The sequence below is a fragment of the Ferdinandcohnia sp. Marseille-Q9671 genome, from assembly GCF_976954385.1.
In genome coordinates this window covers 2,228,353-2,247,839 of sequence record NZ_CDRJTA010000001.1, presented here as the reverse complement: position 1 = coordinate 2,247,839, position 19,487 = coordinate 2,228,353, and the positions used below count along the sequence as shown (strand labels likewise).

Annotated in this window: 17 protein-coding genes; 15 read left to right on the top strand and 2 right to left on the bottom strand. The window is 36.5% G+C overall.

Translation table 11 applies throughout. From position 1 onward, the window contains the following. Positions 1-91: 91 nt before the first annotated feature. Positions 92-1,438, bottom strand: a complete 1,347-nt coding sequence (dnaA, locus tag ACWNMY_RS11090; RefSeq protein ID WP_449538286.1) for a chromosomal replication initiator protein DnaA — start codon at positions 1,436-1,438, stop codon at positions 92-94. A gap of 818 nt (positions 1,439-2,256) precedes the next feature. On the opposite strand from dnaA, the gene rpmH reads away from it, so the two are divergent. From rpmH to ACWNMY_RS11035, 11 genes are all read left to right on the top strand, one after another. Beyond that, the gene (rpmH, locus tag ACWNMY_RS11085) at positions 2,257-2,391 is read left to right on the top strand and encodes a 50S ribosomal protein L34 (RefSeq protein ID WP_233808912.1); all 135 of its coding nucleotides are present in this window, start codon (positions 2,257-2,259) and stop codon (positions 2,389-2,391) included. A 416-nt stretch (positions 2,392-2,807) separates the two neighbouring features. Next, entirely contained in the window at positions 2,808-3,158 is a 351-nt protein-coding gene (gene rnpA, locus ACWNMY_RS11080) for a ribonuclease P protein component (protein WP_449538285.1), read from the top strand. 142 nt (positions 3,159-3,300) lie between these two features. Continuing rightward, positions 3,301-4,074, top strand: a complete 774-nt coding sequence (gene spoIIIJ / locus ACWNMY_RS11075; RefSeq protein ID WP_449538284.1) for a YidC family membrane integrase SpoIIIJ — start codon at positions 3,301-3,303, stop codon at positions 4,072-4,074. Next, positions 4,071-4,691, top strand: coding sequence for an RNA-binding cell elongation regulator Jag/EloR (jag, locus tag ACWNMY_RS11070; protein WP_449538283.1), 621 nt, complete (start codon positions 4,071-4,073; stop codon positions 4,689-4,691). Before spoIIIJ ends, jag begins: the two co-directional genes overlap by 4 nt. Positions 4,692-4,993: 302 nt before the next feature. After that, a complete protein-coding gene (mnmE, locus tag ACWNMY_RS11065) occupies positions 4,994-6,370 on the top strand; it encodes a tRNA uridine-5-carboxymethylaminomethyl(34) synthesis GTPase MnmE (RefSeq protein WP_449538282.1) in 1,377 nt (458 codons plus the stop codon). Positions 6,371-6,401: 31 nt separating this feature from the next. Further along, the gene (mnmG, locus tag ACWNMY_RS11060) at positions 6,402-8,285 is read left to right on the top strand and encodes a tRNA uridine-5-carboxymethylaminomethyl(34) synthesis enzyme MnmG (RefSeq protein ID WP_449538281.1); all 1,884 of its coding nucleotides are present in this window, start codon (positions 6,402-6,404) and stop codon (positions 8,283-8,285) included. 97 nt (positions 8,286-8,382) lie between these two features. Beyond that, entirely contained in the window at positions 8,383-9,099 is a 717-nt protein-coding gene (gene rsmG, locus ACWNMY_RS11055) for a 16S rRNA (guanine(527)-N(7))-methyltransferase RsmG (RefSeq protein ID WP_449538280.1), read from the top strand. A gap of 393 nt (positions 9,100-9,492) precedes the next feature. Then, positions 9,493-10,401 carry a nucleoid occlusion protein gene (gene noc / locus ACWNMY_RS11050; RefSeq protein WP_449538279.1) on the top strand — a complete coding sequence of 303 codons (909 nt, stop codon included), beginning with the start codon at positions 9,493-9,495 and terminating at the stop codon, positions 10,399-10,401. Positions 10,402-11,070: 669 nt separating this feature from the next. Continuing rightward, positions 11,071-11,832, top strand: coding sequence for a ParA family protein (locus tag ACWNMY_RS11045; protein ID WP_449538439.1), 762 nt, complete (start codon positions 11,071-11,073; stop codon positions 11,830-11,832). Further along, a complete protein-coding gene (locus ACWNMY_RS11040) occupies positions 11,825-12,682 on the top strand; it encodes a ParB/RepB/Spo0J family partition protein (RefSeq protein ID WP_449538278.1) in 858 nt (285 codons plus the stop codon). The genes ACWNMY_RS11045 and ACWNMY_RS11040 overlap by 8 nt, the downstream gene beginning before the upstream one ends. Before the next feature lie 95 nt (positions 12,683-12,777). Next, the gene (locus tag ACWNMY_RS11035; protein WP_449538277.1) at positions 12,778-13,515 is read left to right on the top strand and encodes a DUF554 domain-containing protein; all 738 of its coding nucleotides are present in this window, start codon (positions 12,778-12,780) and stop codon (positions 13,513-13,515) included. A gap of 29 nt (positions 13,516-13,544) precedes the next feature. On the opposite strand, the gene yyaC is transcribed toward ACWNMY_RS11035, so the two are convergent. Continuing rightward, positions 13,545-14,156, bottom strand: coding sequence for a spore protease YyaC (gene yyaC / locus ACWNMY_RS11030; RefSeq protein ID WP_449538276.1), 612 nt, complete (start codon positions 14,154-14,156; stop codon positions 13,545-13,547). Between the two features lie 129 nt (positions 14,157-14,285). On the opposite strand from yyaC, the gene ACWNMY_RS11025 reads away from it, so the two are divergent. From ACWNMY_RS11025 to ychF, 4 genes are all read left to right on the top strand, one after another. Further along, complete coding sequence (locus ACWNMY_RS11025; RefSeq protein WP_449538275.1) at positions 14,286-15,305, top strand: YkvI family membrane protein; 1,020 nt, start codon at positions 14,286-14,288, stop codon at positions 15,303-15,305. Between the two features lie 129 nt (positions 15,306-15,434). Beyond that, positions 15,435-15,632 (top strand): DUF951 domain-containing protein, encoded by a 198-nt coding sequence (locus ACWNMY_RS11020; RefSeq protein ID WP_449538274.1) that lies wholly within the window; start codon positions 15,435-15,437, stop codon positions 15,630-15,632. 136 nt (positions 15,633-15,768) lie between these two features. Continuing rightward, positions 15,769-17,787: a molybdopterin-dependent oxidoreductase gene (locus ACWNMY_RS11015; RefSeq protein WP_449538273.1), complete on the top strand. Its 2,019-nt coding sequence runs from the start codon at positions 15,769-15,771 to the stop codon at positions 17,785-17,787. A 273-nt stretch (positions 17,788-18,060) separates the two neighbouring features. Next, positions 18,061-19,161: a redox-regulated ATPase YchF gene (gene ychF / locus ACWNMY_RS11010; RefSeq protein ID WP_449538272.1), complete on the top strand. Its 1,101-nt coding sequence runs from the start codon at positions 18,061-18,063 to the stop codon at positions 19,159-19,161. Positions 19,162-19,487: the final 326 nt, after the last annotated feature.

The following is a 19,487-nucleotide window of genomic DNA, read 5'->3' as shown; positions in this document are numbered from 1 at the left end:
ACAGACTGTGTGCAACATTAGAGAAGTTATTCACAGTATTCACGGTACGAGTACTTGTCCAAAAATAAAGGTCGCAAGTCAATGCAAGGGATTATCCCTTTAATTGCGCATTGATTTCACTTATTTGTTTTTGTAATTGTGTGTCAGTCTTTAATAGATTTGAAATTTTTTCATGTGCGTGAATGACAGTCGTATGATCACGCCCACCAAATTCCTCTCCAATTTTAGGTAGAGATGAATCAGTTAGTTCTCGAGATAGATACATTGCGATTTGGCGAGGAAAGGCAATCGTCTTTGTCCTCTTTTTCGCCTTAAAATCCTCAAGTTTAATATTGTAGTGTTGACCGACTACTTTTTGTATCTCAAATATTGTAATTATTTTAGGCCTAGAACTCGGTATGATGTCTTTTAACGCTTCAGCCGCAAGGTCGGCATTAATATCCTTATTAATTAAAGATGAATAAGCCACGATTCGAATGAGTGCACCTTCAAGTTCGCGAATATTTGTATTGATTTGATTTGCGATATAAAGCATAACCTCATTTGGTATATCGAGACCTTCTGCCTTTGCCTTTTTACGTAGGATAGCAATCCTCGTTTCTAAATCAGGAGGGGTAATATCCGTAATTAATCCCCATTCAAAGCGTGAACGAAGTCTATCCTCAAGTGTTGGTATTTCTTTAGGTGGTCGATCACTTGAAATAACAATTTGTTTGCTTTCCTCATGCAAGGTGTTAAACGTATGGAAAAATTCTTCCTGCGTTGATTCTTTTCCAGCTAAAAATTGAATATCATCTATAAGTAGTACATCAACATTACGGTATTTATTTCTGAATTCAACAGCCTTGTTATCTCGAATCGAGTTAATAAATTCGTTTGTAAACTTTTCAGATGATAAATAAACGACCTTAGCATTTGGGTTATGTTCTTGCACATAATGGCCAATTGAATGCATCAAATGTGTTTTACCAAGACCTACACCACCATATAGGAACAGCGGGTTATATGCCTTTGCTGGAGCCTCTGCCACTGCTAGTGATGCAGCATGTGCAAACCGATTACCAGATCCAATGACAAATGTATCGAAGGTGTATTTTTGATTAAGCATATTTTGAGAGTGTTCAGCCGGTTCATCTTGTTTCGTAGCTTTTTTCTCTGGTGTTTTCATTTCGAACTCTTCGTCCAGTTGATTTTGAGGAATAATAAATTTGATTCCAAGTTCTGCACCTGTGAGATCATATATTGTCTCAGCAATCAGATGTAAATATCTAGATTCAAGCCAATCTCTTGCGAACTCATTAGGAGCAGTAATAATAAGCGTATCCTTTTGTAGCGCATGAGCTTTTGTTGATTTTAGCCAAGTTTCAAAGCTGGGCTTGCTAAGTTTTTTCTCGATCTCTTGGAGTGCTTTTGCCCATAAATCTGCAATATTCTCCAACAATCTCCCTCCTTTGTTAGCTCTTATTTAAATACAAAGGTATAACGGCTATACATTATATGCCGAGTCATTATCTACTAAGTATCTTGTTGAAGTGTATAAATATAAGGTCATATGCAACTTTTTCTTTAAAATGAATATCCATTTATAAATATACATAAAGAGTAATTGTGAATAACTATATAATATAGTAGAAAAACATCTTTTCGACATAATCCACTACTTGTGGACAAGTCTTCATACACACTGTGTAAAAATCTATCCACATGATATCCACATTCTGTGGATAATTAAAAATTGTTAATAACTTATTACGAGTGAAAACAAAACTATAATATCAAATAATGAGCTGATAATCAATGGTTTTTACAAACTTATCCACAATATCTATACCTTGTGGAAAAATATTATCCACAACACAATATGATGTGTAGAAACTGTCGATAAATGTTGTGGATTAAAAAATATGTCGAATAAAGTTGTCCACAATGTCTGGGATGTGCAAATGAATGACCCAGTGTTATGAAAACTGTATGTACTTTGCAAATGTTAGTGACGTTTTTTTGTAGAGTCGAAAATGTTAGTCAAACAATAGTATTGAAAAGTGAAAAGAGTAGAGTCAGATCGGAATCAAGTTTGGTAAATAAGTGATATGTAGCTACAAACTACAATATAAAAAGAAAACCATCGAATAGTATTAGTGTTATCCAAAATATAGAATTTCAAATAAGGTTGACATTTTTTATGGATTTTCACTATAATTAGTAGGACTGTCTGTTATGTAAATGAGAGTTAATTCCTCAGGGAGGTGTCATATAATGAAAAGAACATATCAACCAAGCAAACGTAAACACAGTAAAGTTCACGGATTCCGTAGTCGTATGAGCTCAGCAAATGGACGTAAAGTTCTTGCTCGTCGTCGTAGAAAAGGAAGAAAAGTATTATCAGCATAGACCACTGAAGCGTCAGTGGTCTTTTTTTCTAAGTGATTTTCATTTATATTTGTGATAATCGTGTTCTGTGATTACTAACAAATTACTATAAGTACTGTCTGATCGGTTATAAAGGACAATAAGTTCTATAAATATGTTTATTTCAATTTTTTTCATGACCATACTAGAAAGGCGAAATGCGACTCTTCCTAAAACGAGAAATTAAAAGTCTTAAATGGACGCGTTATAGGTTACGTTAGCATTAGCTCTTCATTTGCGTCTGTGACTCCGACAATGAGGCAGTTTTGCCTCTGCTGGAGGAGTAGGAGTGTTCTGGTTTCTAGTCGCTATGGCTAGGCAATCTAGACGCACAAATTACGTAAGGGTATGGATCCAAGAAATTGAAACGCTGTTTCGTCGCACAGGAGTTGTAAGAGATGAAAAAGGAATACCGTATAAAAAAAAACCAAGATTTTCAAACGGCGTTTAAGTCTGGGAAATCCTCAGCAAATAGACAATTCGTTGTGTATGTCTATCAAAATGAGGGACAAGAACACTTTCGAATTGGTCTGTCTGTCAGCAAGAAAATTGGAAACGCTGTTACAAGAAACCGAATAAAACGACTAATTCGTCAATTTTTTCTTGAGCATAAATCACTTGTCAAGGACAAGGACTATGTGATTATTGCTAGGAAGCCTGTTGCCCAGATGAGCTATGAAGAAGTGCAAAAAAGCTTACTTCACGTTTTAAAGCTAGCAAAGGTGTTAAAAAAAGTGCAAAATTCGTAGATATTTTTCGTAGGAAAAGAAAGAAATTTATATGTGGAAATGGTAGAATACATTGTACATATTGTTTTTACTTGAATATGTTTAAAAAATTCATGAAATATAGTATTACCTTAAAGTTATTTAGAATTAGGAGGAAATGTAGTTGAAAAGGCGAATATTATTACTTAGTGCGCTAATTGGTGTAGTACTTCTTTTGTCTGGTTGTACAGAAATTAATGATCCAATTACTGCTGACAGTGAAGGAGTATGGAATAAATATTTTGTTTATCCGTTATCCTGGCTTATTACATATTTTGCTGAACTCACAGCTGAAAACTATGGGTTAGCGATTATTATCGTAACATTATTGATTCGTTTTGCGTTATTACCATTAATGATTAAACAAACAAAGAGTTCAAAAGCAATGCAAGCTATTCAGCCGGAGCTAAAATCACTTCGTGAAAAGTACAGTTCAAAGGACCAAGCAACTCAACAAAAGCTACAACAAGAAACAATGCAGCTTTTCCAAAAGCATGGTGTGAATCCACTAGCTGGATGTTTTCCATTATTGATTCAAATGCCAATTTTGATCGGTTTTTACCATGCAATTATGAGAACGAGAGAAATTGCTGAGCATAATTTCTTATGGTTTGACTTAGGGGATTCAGATCCTTATTATATTCTTCCTTTGATTGCAGGCGTTACAACATTTATCCAGCAAAAGATTACAATGATGGGTATGGATAATAACCCTCAAATGGCAATGATGCTTTGGTTAATGCCAATTATGATCGTTGTCTTTGCAATCAGTTTCCCAGCAGCTTTATCACTGTACTGGGTAGTAGGTAATATCTTTATGATTGTTCAAACAATATTAATTAAAGGTCCAGATATAAGAGCAGCACAATCTGGAAAAGCGGGAGGAGCCAAAAAGTGAAACAGGTAACTGCTACAGGGCAAACCGTCGATGAAGCAGTAGAATCAGCTTTAGCTCAACTTAACACAACAAGAGACCGCACCGATATTCAGATCATCGATGAAGGTAAAAAAGGGTTATTTGGAATTTTCGGTACAAAGCCAGCTGTTGTAAAGGTAACAGTCAAAATTGACCCAGTTGAAGAGACACAGAAGTTTCTTGAAAATGTCATTTCTACGATGGGTGTTTCAGCGAAGATTGATGTCATTCGCCATGGAAAAAATGTAACATTTCAATTATCTGGCGAAAAAATGGCTGTTTTAATTGGGAAAAGAGGACAAACGTTAAATTCTCTTCAATATTTAACTCAGTTGGTAGCAAATAGGTTTGCAGATCATTACTTGAATATTATTGTAGATGCTGAAAATTATCGAGGACGTCGTGAAGAAACCTTGATCCAACTAGCTGAAAGACTGGCGAGTAAGGTTAGTAGATCGAAGCAGAGTGTAAAACTAGAACCTATGCCTTCTTACGAAAGAAAGGTAATCCATACAGCTCTAGCAAAACACAAAAAAGTAAAAACCTCTTCGAATGGATCTGATCCTAATCGACATATTGTGATTTCACCAGCGGAATAAAGAACACCTATAAAAGGAGCCTAGGCGAATGCCTAGGTTTTTTTTGTCTCTTTTTAGTAAATAAGAATAAATTTCCTTCAATTTATCCCCAAAGAAAATGTTCTTTAATAAGAGGGATTCTTCATGATTGTTATTCACATGTGGATAAGATAAAATGGGTATAGTTTGTTTTATGAAAACGAAGTTTGTTATCCATGTGGATAAATAGGTAATACTACTAAAAAGCGAATGTTAAAGTTATACACATGTTTTAAATAAATCAAATGGAATAATATAGTGCTTTTATAGAAGAAGGTGGAAATATGGAGTTTGATACAATAGCTGCAATCTCAACTCCAATGGGAGAAGGAGCAATCGCTATCGTTCGACTAAGTGGGGATGAAGCAATTGACATTGCAAATCGAATATTTAAAGGGAAGAACCTGCAGGAGGTAGCGTCCCATACAATACATTATGGCCATATTGTGGATCCAGAAACAAAGGAAGTCGTAGAGGAAGTAATGGTTACCTTAATGAGAGGACCAAAGACCTTTACGAGAGAGGATGTAATTGAGATTAATTGCCATGGTGGACTTGTTTCCGTTAACCGAGTCCTACAACTTGTCCTAACAAATGGAGCAAGGCTTGCAGAGCCAGGTGAATTTACAAAGCGTGCCTTTTTAAATGGTCGTATTGACCTATCACAGGCAGAAGCAGTTATGGATTTAATCCGTGCAAAAACTGATCGGGCAATGAACGTAGCAATTGGTCAAATGGAGGGTAGATTATCTACTCTTATTACCCGTTTACGACAGGAATTACTCGAAACTCTTGCCCATATTGAGGTAAATATTGATTATCCTGAATATGATGATGTCGAAGAAATGACTCATCATGTGTTACTAGAAAAAGCTACAATAGTACGTGATGAAATCATTAAACTATTAGCAACATCAAATCAAGGAAAGATTTTACGAGAGGGTTTATCAACTGTTATTATTGGAAGACCTAATGTTGGTAAGTCATCCTTATTAAACAGCCTTATTCATGAAAATAAGGCTATCGTGACTGATATTCCTGGTACTACGCGTGACGTAATAGAAGAATACGTCAATGTTCGAGGTGTACCTTTACGTCTAGTTGATACTGCTGGTATCCGTGAAACAGAAGATATTGTGGAACGAATCGGTGTTGAAAAGTCGAGAGAAGTATTAAAAAAGGCTGACCTTATTCTGCTTGTGTTAAACTATGGTGATGATTTAACAGTAGAAGATGAGCGGTTATTCGATGCGATTTCCGGAATGGACACAATTGTAATCATTAATAAAACTGACCTTCCGCAAAAAATCGACATGGAAAAGGTGCAACTTTTAGCAAAGGATTCTCCAATTGTAACGACTTCTTTGCTAGAAGAAAAGGGAATTGATTCCTTAGAGGAAGCCATCTCCTCACTATTTTTTACGGGATCTGTTGAGGCAAGTGATTTAACATATGTGTCCAACTCTCGTCACATTGCTTTGTTAACTCAAGCGAAAAAATCAATTGAAGATGCAATTTCGGGTGTTGAAGTTGACTTACCAATCGATATGGTTCAAATTGATTTAACGAGAACATGGGAGCTCTTAGGTGAAATTATTGGCGATGCCGTCCATGAAAGCCTAATTAACCAGCTCTTTTCACAATTTTGCTTAGGAAAGTAGTAAAGATTTGTTATTTTAGGAGGAATTAAACTTGAGCTATGACGCAGGTTTTTATGATGTCATCGTCATTGGTGCAGGACATGCAGGCTGCGAAGCAGGCCTAGCTTCTGCACGATTAGGTGCAAAAACGCTAATGCTAACCATTAACCTTGATATGGTTGCATTTATGCCATGTAACCCCTCAGTAGGGGGACCAGCTAAAGGGATTGTTGTTCGTGAGATTGATGCCCTAGGTGGTGAGATGGCAAAAAATATAGATAAAACGCATATTCAAATGAGAATGCTTAATACTGGTAAAGGTCCTGCCGTACGTGCTTTACGTGCTCAAGCAGACAAGTTTTCATATCAGCATGAAATGAAAAAAACATTGGAAAATGAAAAAAATCTGACTCTAGTTCAAGGTATGGTGGAACGTTTACTTGTTGAGGACGATGTTTGTAATGGTGTTGTTACAAAAACAGGTGCGGTGTATCGTGCTACTACTGTTGTCATTACAACAGGTACATTCCTACGCGGTGAAATAATCCTCGGAGAGCTAAAATACTCAAGTGGTCCAAATAACCAGCAGCCATCTATTAAATTGTCGGAGCATCTTGAAGAACTTGGCTTTCAATTAGTACGCTTTAAAACAGGTACACCACCTCGCGTGAATAGCCATACGATTGACTATAGTAAAACAGAAATTCAACCTGGAGACGAGACTCCAAGGGCTTTTTCATATGAAACAACAAAGTACATTACAGACCAGTTACCATGTTGGTTAACATATACAAGTGAAGAAACACATCAAATTATCGATGCGAACCTACATCGTTCACCAATTTATTCTGGAATGATCAAGGGAACAGGACCACGTTATTGTCCATCTATCGAAGATAAAGTTGTACGTTTTCACGATAAACCAAGGCATCAAATCTTTCTTGAACCAGAAGGCAGAAATACGCAAGAGGTCTATGTTCAAGGGCTTTCAACAAGCTTACCTGAAGATGTTCAGCATCGTTTGATTGCATCTGTACCGGGACTTGAAAATGCACAAATGATGAGACCTGGATATGCAATTGAATATGATGCAATTGTGCCAACTCAGCTGTGGCCAACCCTTGAAACGAAAAAAATTAAAAATCTATATACGGCCGGTCAAATTAACGGGACTTCAGGGTATGAAGAAGCAGCGGGTCAAGGTATTATGGCAGGTATTAATGCTGGTTTACGTGCACTTGGAAAAGAAGAGGTTGTCCTAAGTCGTTCTGATGCATACATTGGTGTGTTAATTGATGATTTAGTTACAAAGGGGACAGCTGAGCCTTATCGATTATTAACGTCACGTGCTGAATACCGATTACTCCTTCGTCATGATAATGCAGATTTGCGATTAACAGATCTAGGACATGAGATTGGCTTAATTAATGAGGAGCGATATCAAGCCTTTCTAACGAAAAAAGCTGCCATAAAACAAGAAATGGAACGATTGAAGGATGTAAGGATTAAACCTACAGATGAGGTTCAAGACTTGATTCGTTCAGTGGGTGGAAGTGAGCTTAAGGACGGCATACTGGCCAGTGATTTGCTAAAACGTCCAGAAATGACATATAACCATATTAGTCAGCTAGCCCCGAGCGAGTATGAGATACATCCTGATGTTGCAGAACAGGTAGAAATTCAAGTCAAATATGAAGGTTATATTCAAAAATCAATACAGCAAGTTGAGAAATTGAAACGTATGGAAGATAAAAAGATCCCAGAAAATATCGATTATGATGCAATTTCTGGTCTTGCAAATGAAGCACGACAAAACCTAAAAGAAGTGCGTCCTTTATCTGTTGCTCAAGCTTCTAGAATATCAGGTGTGAATCCGGCTGATGTTTCTATCTTACTTGTGTATTTAGAGCAAGGTAAAATTGCAAAAGTAAAGTAAGTGTGTTGCACATAAAAAGCTAGTAGGGTATTTACGAAACAAGGGGATACCTTCTCGGGATACCGCAGATTATACTTTATCTTAGAAGGGACCATATATGGATACTTCATTATTTAAAACAATGTTGGAGGAGAAAGGAATCAAACTTTCTCCTACTCAACTTACACAATTTGAAACCTATTATAAATTATTAGTTGAATGGAATGAAAAAATGAATCTAACGGCAATTACTGAAAAGCCGGAAGTATATTTAAAGCATTTTTTCGATTCGATTTCAGCGGCTTTTTATTTTGATTTTAGAAAGGAATATTCCATTTGCGATGTGGGAGCGGGTGCTGGATTTCCAAGCATTCCCTTAAAAATTTGCTTTCCTCATTTAAAAATTTCGATTGTTGATTCTTTGCAAAAGCGAATTACGTTCCTGAACGAGCTTGCAAAAGAACTCCAATTAGAAAATGTAACTTTCTATCACGATCGAGCAGAGACTTTTGGTCATAAAACTGATATAAGAGAGTCTTTTGACCTAGTATTGGCGAGAGCAGTTGCCAGAATGTCTGTTTTGAGCGAATTATGTCTTCCGCTTGTAAAGGTAAATGGAACATTTATTGCCATGAAGGCTGCATCTGTTAGTGAGGAATTAGAAGATGGAAAGAAGGCAATTGCAACGTTAGGTGGTACTGTAAAAGATGTACACCATTTCCTTTTGCCAATTGAAAACAGTGAAAGAAATATTGTGATTGTGGAGAAGAATAAAGTCACACCAAAAAAATACCCACGAAAGCCAGGCACACCAAACCGTTCTCCCATTAAATAAATATGAGAGTATTGCAGGTGCTGGATGTATTTTGGATACTTATTTATCCCGTGTTAAGCAGTTTTAATTCCTTAATAGGGTACCGTTCTATACTCAGAAAACAGACGAAGGTACATATATATATGTTTCATTGTCTGTTCGTATCCAGTAAGCACCTAAACTTCAATCTGGAGGAATCGCTTTCAACAGGTTGAAGTTTAGCTTATCTCCTAAAAGATATCTGATCCTAATGATGTCAGGTTGGTTTTTTCAATACTCCAATACATGATATATATAATCTCATTAATTAGTAGAAAGATAGTAAGATTTTTGTAAAATACGTGTTATAATAGAAGGAATGAGAGACTAAATAGAGAATTTGTAATAGTGGGAGTTCTAAGGGGTGGTGGAATTATGAAACATCCATTTTCACGATTGTTTAGTATCGGCGAAAAAGATGAAAAACAGCAAATGAATCAAGTACAGGTGATAGAAACACAAATAGAGGATTCAATAATAGATGAAGAGGAAACACACCTGAATGAAGAGGTTCGACAAATTCCAATTAATGAAATTGTTCCAAACCGTTTTCAACCACGAACTGTCTTTGCTGAAGATAAAATTAGAGAACTTGCATTAACCATACGTACTCATGGTATTATTCAACCAATTGTAGTTCGTCAATTTGCTGACCATCAATATGAAATAATTGCAGGTGAACGCCGCTGGAGAGCTGTTCAATCACTTGAATGGGAAACAATCCCTGCAATCATCAAAGACTTTAACGATGCGGAAACAGCATCCGTTGCATTGATCGAGAATTTGCAACGTGAAGAACTATCAGCTATTGAAGAAGCGTATGCTTATGCTAGATTACTAGAATTACATAGTTTAACACAAGAAGCATTAGCTCAAAGATTAGGAAAAGGTCAATCAACGATAGCAAATAAGCTACGTTTATTAAAGTTGCCAGAAGAAGTACAGCACGTTTTAATGCAAAAAAAGATTACAGAACGCCACGCTAGAGCATTGATACCACTTAAGGATCCAGAAAAACAAATCAGGCTCATGCAAGATATCGTGGAAAAAGAATTAAATGTAAAGCAAACAGAGGATCGCGTCGTAAAAATCCTGGAATTAGAAAAAGAACAAAAACGACCTAAACCTAAGTTCAAGGCAGTAAGTAGGGATATGAGAATTGCTATGAACACCATTCGTCAATCATTGACCATGGTTGAAGAAAGCGGAGTCTCATTAAATACAGAAGAAGAAGAAACAGAAGAATATTTCCAGTTTACAATTCGAATTCCTAAAAATAAATAACTGTATGTATTTCCTCATCATTATTATGGTGAGGGAATTTTTTATGTATCGTTCTTCTACACTAGAATCTATAGGGTTTTGGAAAAAATAATCATTTTGTCATAGGAAATGTTTCACGTGAAACATTTTACTTTTATTCAGTTAGATATCAACCTCTACCGGAATGGATAAAAGTAAAGCTTCCGGTGGTTGCCATGTTTTTTAAGGAGATGAGTGTACAACATAAGACTTAGATAGCCTATCCTTAAGTGAACATCTTATGAAACACCGGATTTTGATCTAAAAGTAGAGTGAAACTATGCCAAGTCGCATTTGTTTATTTATTTTATAAAAAAAGATAATCCTCTATCATTTTTTCATGATAGAATAGAAAAAGTGATAGAATAATAAATTGATTGTCTATTATTAAAAGTTGTAGGCATCTATGATGTCTGTAACCATTTAATTCCTAGATGTGGGATAACGAATGGGTTATATAGTAGGGATTAACTCTCAACTATATAAAAGAATAACCTTCGGCGGTTACCTTGGATTTTTAAAGGAAGCTTTCTAGTAAAGTGATAAAGATTTAGAACACCATTTCAGGTGACACACATCGCGTAGACCTGAAAAGTCCAGGGTTTGAGTACCCCAAGGCAGAAGTATTTGAATATGAAAGTAGGTGACATCGTGGGGAAAATCATCTCAATAGCCAACCAAAAAGGAGGAGTAGGTAAGACAACTACTTCCGTCAACCTAAGTGCGTGTTTAGCTTATGTCGGTAAGCGTGTATTACTTGTGGACATTGACCCTCAAGGGAATGCTACAAGTGGCTGTGGCATAGAAAAGGCAAATGTAGATGAATGCATTTATGATGTTCTTGTTGATGATGTTGCTGCTAAGGATGTAACAGTCCCAACAGCAGTCGAAAATTTATATATGATACCAGCAACAATACAATTAGCTGGTGCTGAAATTGAGTTAGTTCCAACAATTTCTAGAGAAGTTCGTTTGAAAAGGGCACTGGAAGAGGTAAAGGACCAATATGATTATGTCATTATTGATTGTCCACCGTCTTTAGGATTACTAACGTTAAATGCACTTACTGCTTCCGATACAGTAGTCATTCCAGTTCAGTGTGAATACTACGCACTTGAGGGATTAAGTCAATTGTTAAATACAATTCGCTTGGTTCAAAAGCATTTAAATACAGAGCTTATGATTGATGGAGTACTCCTTACAATGCTTGATGCAAGAACAAATCTTGGGATTCAAGTTATTGAAGAAGTGAAAAAGTATTTTCAAGATAAAGTATATAAAACGATTATTCCAAGAAATATCCGTTTGAGTGAAGCACCAAGTCATGGGGAGCCGATTATTATTTACGATCCAAAGTCAAGAGGCGCGGAAGTATACTTAGATCTTGCAAAGGAAGTGATTGCGAATGGCTAAAGGGTTAGGTAAAGGTATCAATGCTTTGTTCTCTACAATGGAAGTAGGGAAAGAAGAGGTTGTACAGGAAATTAAAATTAATGAATTGCGACCAAATCCGTATCAACCACGAAAAACATTTGAGCCTGAGGCAATTACTGAATTAAAGGATTCGATCCTAACTTATGGAATTTTACAACCTTTGATAGTTCGTAAAAGTATAAAAGGGTTTGAAATTGTTGCTGGGGAGAGACGATTCAGAGCAGCAAAAGAAGCAAAGTTAACAAGTGTTCCGGTCGTCGTCCGTGAACTAGATGAACAACAAATGATGGAAATCGCCTTGCTTGAGAACCTTCAACGTGAGGATTTGTCACCAATTGAGGAAGCCTTTGCTTATCAATCCTTGATTGACCACTTGAAGGTCACCCAAGAGCAACTTGCAAAACGTTTAGGGAAAAGTAGACCACATATAGCGAACCATCTTCGTCTTCTTTCTCTTCCAAAACATGTACAACAATTGATCTCCGAAGGGAAATTATCCATGGGGCATGGACGTACACTTCTTGGCTTGAAAAAGAAGGAAAAGTTAAATGTCATCGTTGAAAAGGTACTTGCAGAACAATTGAATGTGCGCCAATTGGAAGTATTAATTAATGAATTGAATCAAAATGTTCCACGTGAAACAACGAAGCCGCCGAAGAAGGAAAAAGATATCTTCATTAAGGAGCAAGAGTCGTTTCTTCGTGAACGCTTTGGCACATCGGTATCAATCAAGAAAACGAAGAAAAAAGGGAAAATTGAAATTGAATTCTTTTCAAATGAAGATTTAGAACGAATTCTCGAACTCTTAGATTCTCCCAAAATCTCATAATGCTAAATAAAAACTCTGCACGTCTTGTTGGTTTCTTCTACCAAGATCGTGCAGTTGTTTTTTATTCTATTAAAAAATAGTAGGGGTAATGAAAAGTGGTTCTTTTAGGGACGATTGTCAATGGATTATGTATAGCAGCTGGTACTTTATTAGGAAAGGTATTACACCGGATTCCAGATAAAATGAAAACCACTGTTATGCACGGAATTGGGCTAGCTGTTTGCTTGCTCGGTATCCAAATGGGCTTAAAAACAGAACAATTTTTGATTGTTATCTTCAGTTTAGTTTTCGGTGCAATTCTTGGCGAATGGTGGAAACTTGAAGATAAACTAAATAATTTAGGAAAATGGATTGAAAAGAAGGTAGGTTCCTCATCTGGTGAAGGTACCATTGCCAAAGGTTTTGTTACATCAACCTTAATATTTGTAATCGGTGCAATGGCGATCATAGGTTCACTCGATAGTGGCCTACGTAACGACCATAGTGTGTTATATACTAAGTCTATTTTAGACGGCTTTACTAGCTTAATACTATCTACTACATTGGGTATAGGAGTTCTTTTTTCAGCTGTCCCAGTTATCCTCTATCAAGGTTCAATCGCATTATTTGCTACACAAATTGATAAATGGGTACCGACAGAGTTAATGGACTCGTTTATTGTCGAAATGACGGGTGCAGGAGGCTTAATGATTGTTGCCATCGGTACAAATTTATTAGGAATTACTACCATTCGAGTTGCAAACCTATTACCTGGTATCTTAGTGACAGCTATACTAGTAACGGGTGTTTATTATTGGAATTCAATCGTTTATTTTGCACAAGGTATTTTTTAAACCTCTTCTACAATTTTGAAGAGGTTTTTTTACATGGAAAATTGGTCTCTTTCATTCTCTAGTTCAATTCTTCTTAGGTATTTGTACTCTGCCCTATATATCCCACTTACAATTGTATTTGCTATCTTCATAACCAAACTAAGTCTCGTATTTTGTAGAACGAAAAACTCCATAAATCCACTCACATTTACAATTCCAGTGATATGCATATCTCCAATAGGGGTTAATTCCTTGTTAACGCCTGCACCAGGCTTTATAGGGCCTTCCCCAATGGTTATGGACCCTACACTCTTTAAACGGCCTAAACAAGCGTCAATTCCAATAATAAATGGGTTTGTATAGTTGCGTTTTATCTCCTCAATCTTTTCTTGTAGATTAACTGCATGAATAGGTTCGTCCAATGTGCCATATACATGAAAGTGGGACAGTCCTTTTTCTTTAATTTTAGTACCTATTAAAGGACCTAGTGAGTCTCCTGTAGAACGATCTGTACCAATACAAAAAATAATAATGGGTTGGTTCGTAAGTGGTAGCATAGAAGATATTTTTAAAGCAATTTGATGGTCGGCTAGTTCTTGATCATATGTAATACGGAATGGGTCATTTTTCGATTGATCAAATAATTTATATCTTAGATTCATAGGTTTTTCACCCCTTTTTCGCTGTACTATCAGTATACGGAGAAATCTTGAATTCTATACATCTGATCGAAAAGATTATTAGACTATATGAGTTTGCTTTTTAGTAGAAAAAGAGAAGTGGGGGATATCATGTTTCGGGCGGGAATAAAGTGGATGTTTTTAATATTGGGAACCTCAATAGGTGCTGGTTATGCATCTGGAAGGGAAATCTGGCAGTTTTATGGTGAACAAAGTAGTTTGGCAATCATCTTTTTTACGTTTATTTTTACGATTTGCTGTTACACTATAATGAAAATAAGCTATAAAAAGGAGACTGAGCACTTTGTTCCTGTCTTACGGGAACTAGTAGGGGAAAAGATTGCTCATCTTTATGATGGAATTACCATCTTGTATTTATTCTCAACGACAGTCGTTATGCTAGCAGGTGGGGGGGCTACGTTAGAGTTATTTAATATTCCATTTTGGTGGGGAATTGTCCTTTTCGGTCTACTACTTGTTCTTGTATTTATGTGGAATATTAATGGGTTGGTTTCAATTAATATGATAATCATTCCAGCTTTAATTGTCTTTTTAGTAACAGTACTGTTTATTTTCCTATTTTCAAACGAAAGGGAATTTTCATTTGTCCTACAGGAACAGGAAAACTGGCCGGCTGCCTTTACCTTTACAGCGCTAAATATTTTACCACTTGTTGCTGTTCTTGGAGCAATCGGAAAGGAAATGAAGTCAAAAGGAGAGGCGCTTGTTGCAAGTATTGGCAGTGGCCTGTTCCTAGGTGTGATTACCCTTGTTTATAATGAAGCATTACTTGATATCGCTCAAGAAATTATGCTGTATGAGATACCATTGTTCGTCATCCTAAAGAATTTCCCGTACATAGCAGTATTCTTTATGTCTATCCTATTATTCGGTGCTATTTTTACAACCGCTGCATCCGGAATATTAGGTTTATCAACAAGGTTTAAAGAAAAGTTGAAAATGCCACTTTGGATGATTGCAGTTCTATTTATCATACTTATGGCACCTTTTACTACCTTCGGCTTTTCGACACTGGTTTCTATTTTATATCCTATATATGGGATCGCCAATTTATATTTACTAGCAGTTATATTGTTATATCCCATTGTAAATCGCTACAATTTAAAGTGATTTATTGGTACAATACGTTTTATAGGAGAAATCCTTTCTTCCTTTACTGGGGTTTTCCAGTACTATACAATTGTTAGCTATAAAGCAATAATAGAAAATAAGATAACTTTAGGATAAAGGGTGAGTATCGTGGTAGAGAAGGAATATGGATTACATGATATAGTAGAAATGAAAAAGCCTCATCCATGTGGAACAAATAAATGGAAAATCATTCGGCTCGGAATGGATATTCGAATTAAGTGTGAGGGATGTTCACATAGTGTACTAATCCCAAGAAAAGAGTTTACACGGAAAATGAAAAAAATCTTAGTAAAGCATGAGGAATAAAGCCTCATGCTTTCTTTTTATTTTTGGATAAAATTTACTGGTTACCAGGAGTCTTTTTTATAGAAATTTTTGAGATGTGATTTATAATAAGTAATATGATTTCAGTAGTTTTCTACAAGTATGGGAGTTGAGTAATATGGCCACATATAAATCTGCATGTCCATTAAATTGTTGGGACAGTTGTGGTTTTGTTGTTGAGGTGGAAAACGGTAAAGTAGTAAAGATAGATGGAGATAAAGAACATCCAATAACAAAGGGGAAAATATGTGGTAGGGGCCGGATGCTTGAGACTAGAACGAACTCACCAGAGCGTATCCTACATCCGCTTAAAAAAATAGATGGAGAGTTTCAAAGAATCACCTGGGAACAAGCTCTCGATGAAATATCTAGTAAGCTTGAAAAGGTAAAACAAGAGTATGGATCAACATCTGTACTTTACAGTCATGACTATGCCAATGGAGGATTGTTAACGAAGATACCAAAGCGCTTTTTTAATTGCTACGGAGGCGTAACGGAGTTAACTGGTAGCATTTGCTGGGGATCGGGAATCGAGGCACAAAATTGGGATTTTGGAAATGCATGCAGTCATGCACCTGAGGATATTTACAATAGTAAAAATGTTGTTATTTGGGGAAGAAATGTGACGCGGACAAATATGCATCTTTTTTCTTATTTACAAGATGTGAAAAAAACAGGCGTGAAAATTATTGTGATTGATCCAATCTATAATGGAACAGCTAAAATCGCTACTTCATATATTCCGATAACACCAGGAATGGATGGAATATTAGCAATAGGTATTATGAAAGAATTGTTACGTTTAGACTTGCAGGATCAACACTTTATTACAAATCATACGGTAGGTTACGAAGATCTCGTAACAATGATAGAAGGAATTTCGATGGAACAAATAGAAGAAATAACAAATGTTCCACGTGAAACAATTACAAATTTGGCACATCTATATAGTGACGGGCCTACGACAACCTATATGGGATTAGGGATGCAGCGGTACGCAAATGGTGGAAACACAATACGCTTAATCGATGCGCTAATTGCTATAAGTGGAAATGTCGGAATTCCAGGGGGCGGTGCGAATTTCGGAAACACACAGGTTGGTCAAAGCTTCGATAGTGACGCATTAACACTGCCAGAGAGGAAGAAGGAATCACGATCATTTACAATGATGGAACAAGCAGAAGGTATATTAACTGCTACGGAGCCTCCCATTAAAATGATTATGGTTTCATGTGGCAACCCACTGACTCAAGTGCCAAATACAGCTCTTGTCCAGGAAGCGTTTAAATCTGTTGATACTGTTGTTGTACTAGAGCAGTTTATGACTGATACAGCTAGACTTGCGGACTATGTGCTTCCGTCTGCTACTGTTTTTGAGGAAGAGGACATCTATTACTCTTCTATGTATCATCATTTCGTGAATTATGGTCCAAAGCTGGTAGAATTGCCTGGAGAAGCGAAATCAGATGTTTGGATTTGGACAGAACTGGGCAAACGACTTGGGTTTGGAGAAGACTTTGATTTTTCGAGAGAAGAGTTTATTAAAATGGGCTTGGGCTCATTAGATAAACAAGGGATTTCTTTTGAGGCAATAAAAGAAAAGAGTCATGTTCCTTTACCTGTTGAACTTGTCCCATGGCAAGATTATTCTTTTACAACTCCGTCTGGAAAGTTTGAATTTACTTCATCTCTAGGAGAGAGTAAGGGGTATGATGGACGGTTAAAGATTTCCTATCCAAAGGAATCACTGTATTCTGATAAAGAACTAGCCAAAAAGTACCCTTATACTTTATTAACCATTCATCCTTTACGTTCTAATCATTCGCAGAGCTATCATTTAATAGAGGGGCTACAGAAGGTCAAAGTTGAAGTTTCTAAAGATATTGCAGAAGAAAAGGGAATTCAACCTAATGACAGGGTAAGAGTTTTTAATGAACGTGGTTCTATTACTGGAAGTGTACAGTTACTTAAGGAATCATCACCAAATATTATTTGTGTTGATGAAGGACAATGGCATATTTTCGGTGGCAGTGTAAATAATTTAACTTCTCACCAAGCTTCTGATAATGGGTTAGGTAGCACCGTATATGATTGTTTAGTCTCAATTGAAAAAATTGAGGAGAAAGAAAACAAATAAGACAAATATTTTATCAGGCCGTTTCTAATTGAAACGGCTTGTATTTTTGTAAAGTAAAATCTATAATTGTTGAAGGTTAGTATGTTTCGGTTACCTTCATTCAGCAAAAATCTTTTTTATTATTATTTATAAAAGAAGGGAACATAAACTTCAGATAGAAGTTCAAAACCTAGGCTGAATACGCTATAGCCTCTGGCGACTGCCTCAAATTCAGTAGTGAATCTGAGCGCAAAAACGACAAGGTGTATTTGATTATATAGGAGTGGAAAAAAGATGGCATTAACAGCAGGAATCGTTGGTCTACCTAACGTTGGAAAATCAACACTTTTTAATGCAATAACTCAGGCGGGTGCTGAATCAGCAAATTATCCTTTCTGTACAATTGACCCCAATGTGGGAATTGTAGAAGTACCAGATGAAAGATTAAATAAATTAACAGAGCTTGTTCAACCTAAAAAGACAGTACCAACGACCTTTGAATTCACCGATATTGCAGGGATTGTAAAAGGTGCAAGTAAAGGTGAAGGGTTGGGTAATAAATTTTTATCTCATATTCGTCAAGTGGATGCAATTTGTCATGTTGTTCGCTGCTTTGCGGATGATAACATCACACACGTAGCAGGTAAGGTAGATCCAATTGCTGATATTGAAACGATTAATTTAGAGTTGATTTTAGCTGACTTAGAATCAGTAGATAAGCGAATTGATCGTGTTGGGAAGCTTGCAAAGCAAAAAGATAAGGATGCAGTGGCAGAGCACGAGGTGCTTGTGAAATTAAAAGATGCATTTGAGAATGAACAACCCGCACGTACATTAGAATTTACAGAAGAGCAGATGAAGTATGTTAAGGGAATGCACTTGTTAACAAGTAAACCAGTTCTTTATGTTTCTAATGTGGGAGAAGATGATGTAGCAGATCCTTCATCAAATGAGTATGTTCAATTAGTTCGTGAATTTGCCAAAAAAGATAATGCAGAAGTTATCGTCGTTTGTGCAAAAATTGAATCTGAGATTGTTGAGCTTGAAGGGGAAGAAAAAGAGATGTTCCTTGAAGAGCTTGGAATTGAGGAGTCTGGTCTAGATCAATTGATTCGTGCTGCTTATCACCTTTTAGGCCTTGCTACGTATTTTACTGCGGGTGTACAAGAGGTAAGAGCATGGACATTTAGAAAGGGAATGAAGGCACCCCAATGTGCGGGAATCATTCACTCAGACTTTGAGAGAGGCTTTATCCGAGCTGAAACAGTTTCGTATGAAGATCTTCTTGCAGGTGGATCCATGACTGCAGCTCGTGAGGCAGGAAAGGTTCGTCTTGAAGGGAAAGAATATATTGTACAAGACGGAGATGTCATTCACTTTAGATTTAATGTATAATACATGTAAGAGGCAAGCCACAGGACAAGCTTTGTTTTGTGGCTGTTTTAATTAAGTTGTTAATTGGTTGATTTTAAGCTCATTCGTATGAAACCTTGGTTTCATACGCCTTTCAGCTATGGCTGAAAGGTGACAAGAATACAGAAAAGGCTTGAGCAAGGTTGCTTGCTCTCACTCTTTTCTGTATTCTTGAACAAATGAGCTTTAAATCTGTAGTTTAAAACATTTCTTGCCTACAGTTTTTTAATGTGCTATAATGTTTTTCTGTGAGTAATTGTAAAAATTGCTCCTTGCCCTTTTTAGTAAAAGGGCCGTTAGTCCAAAAG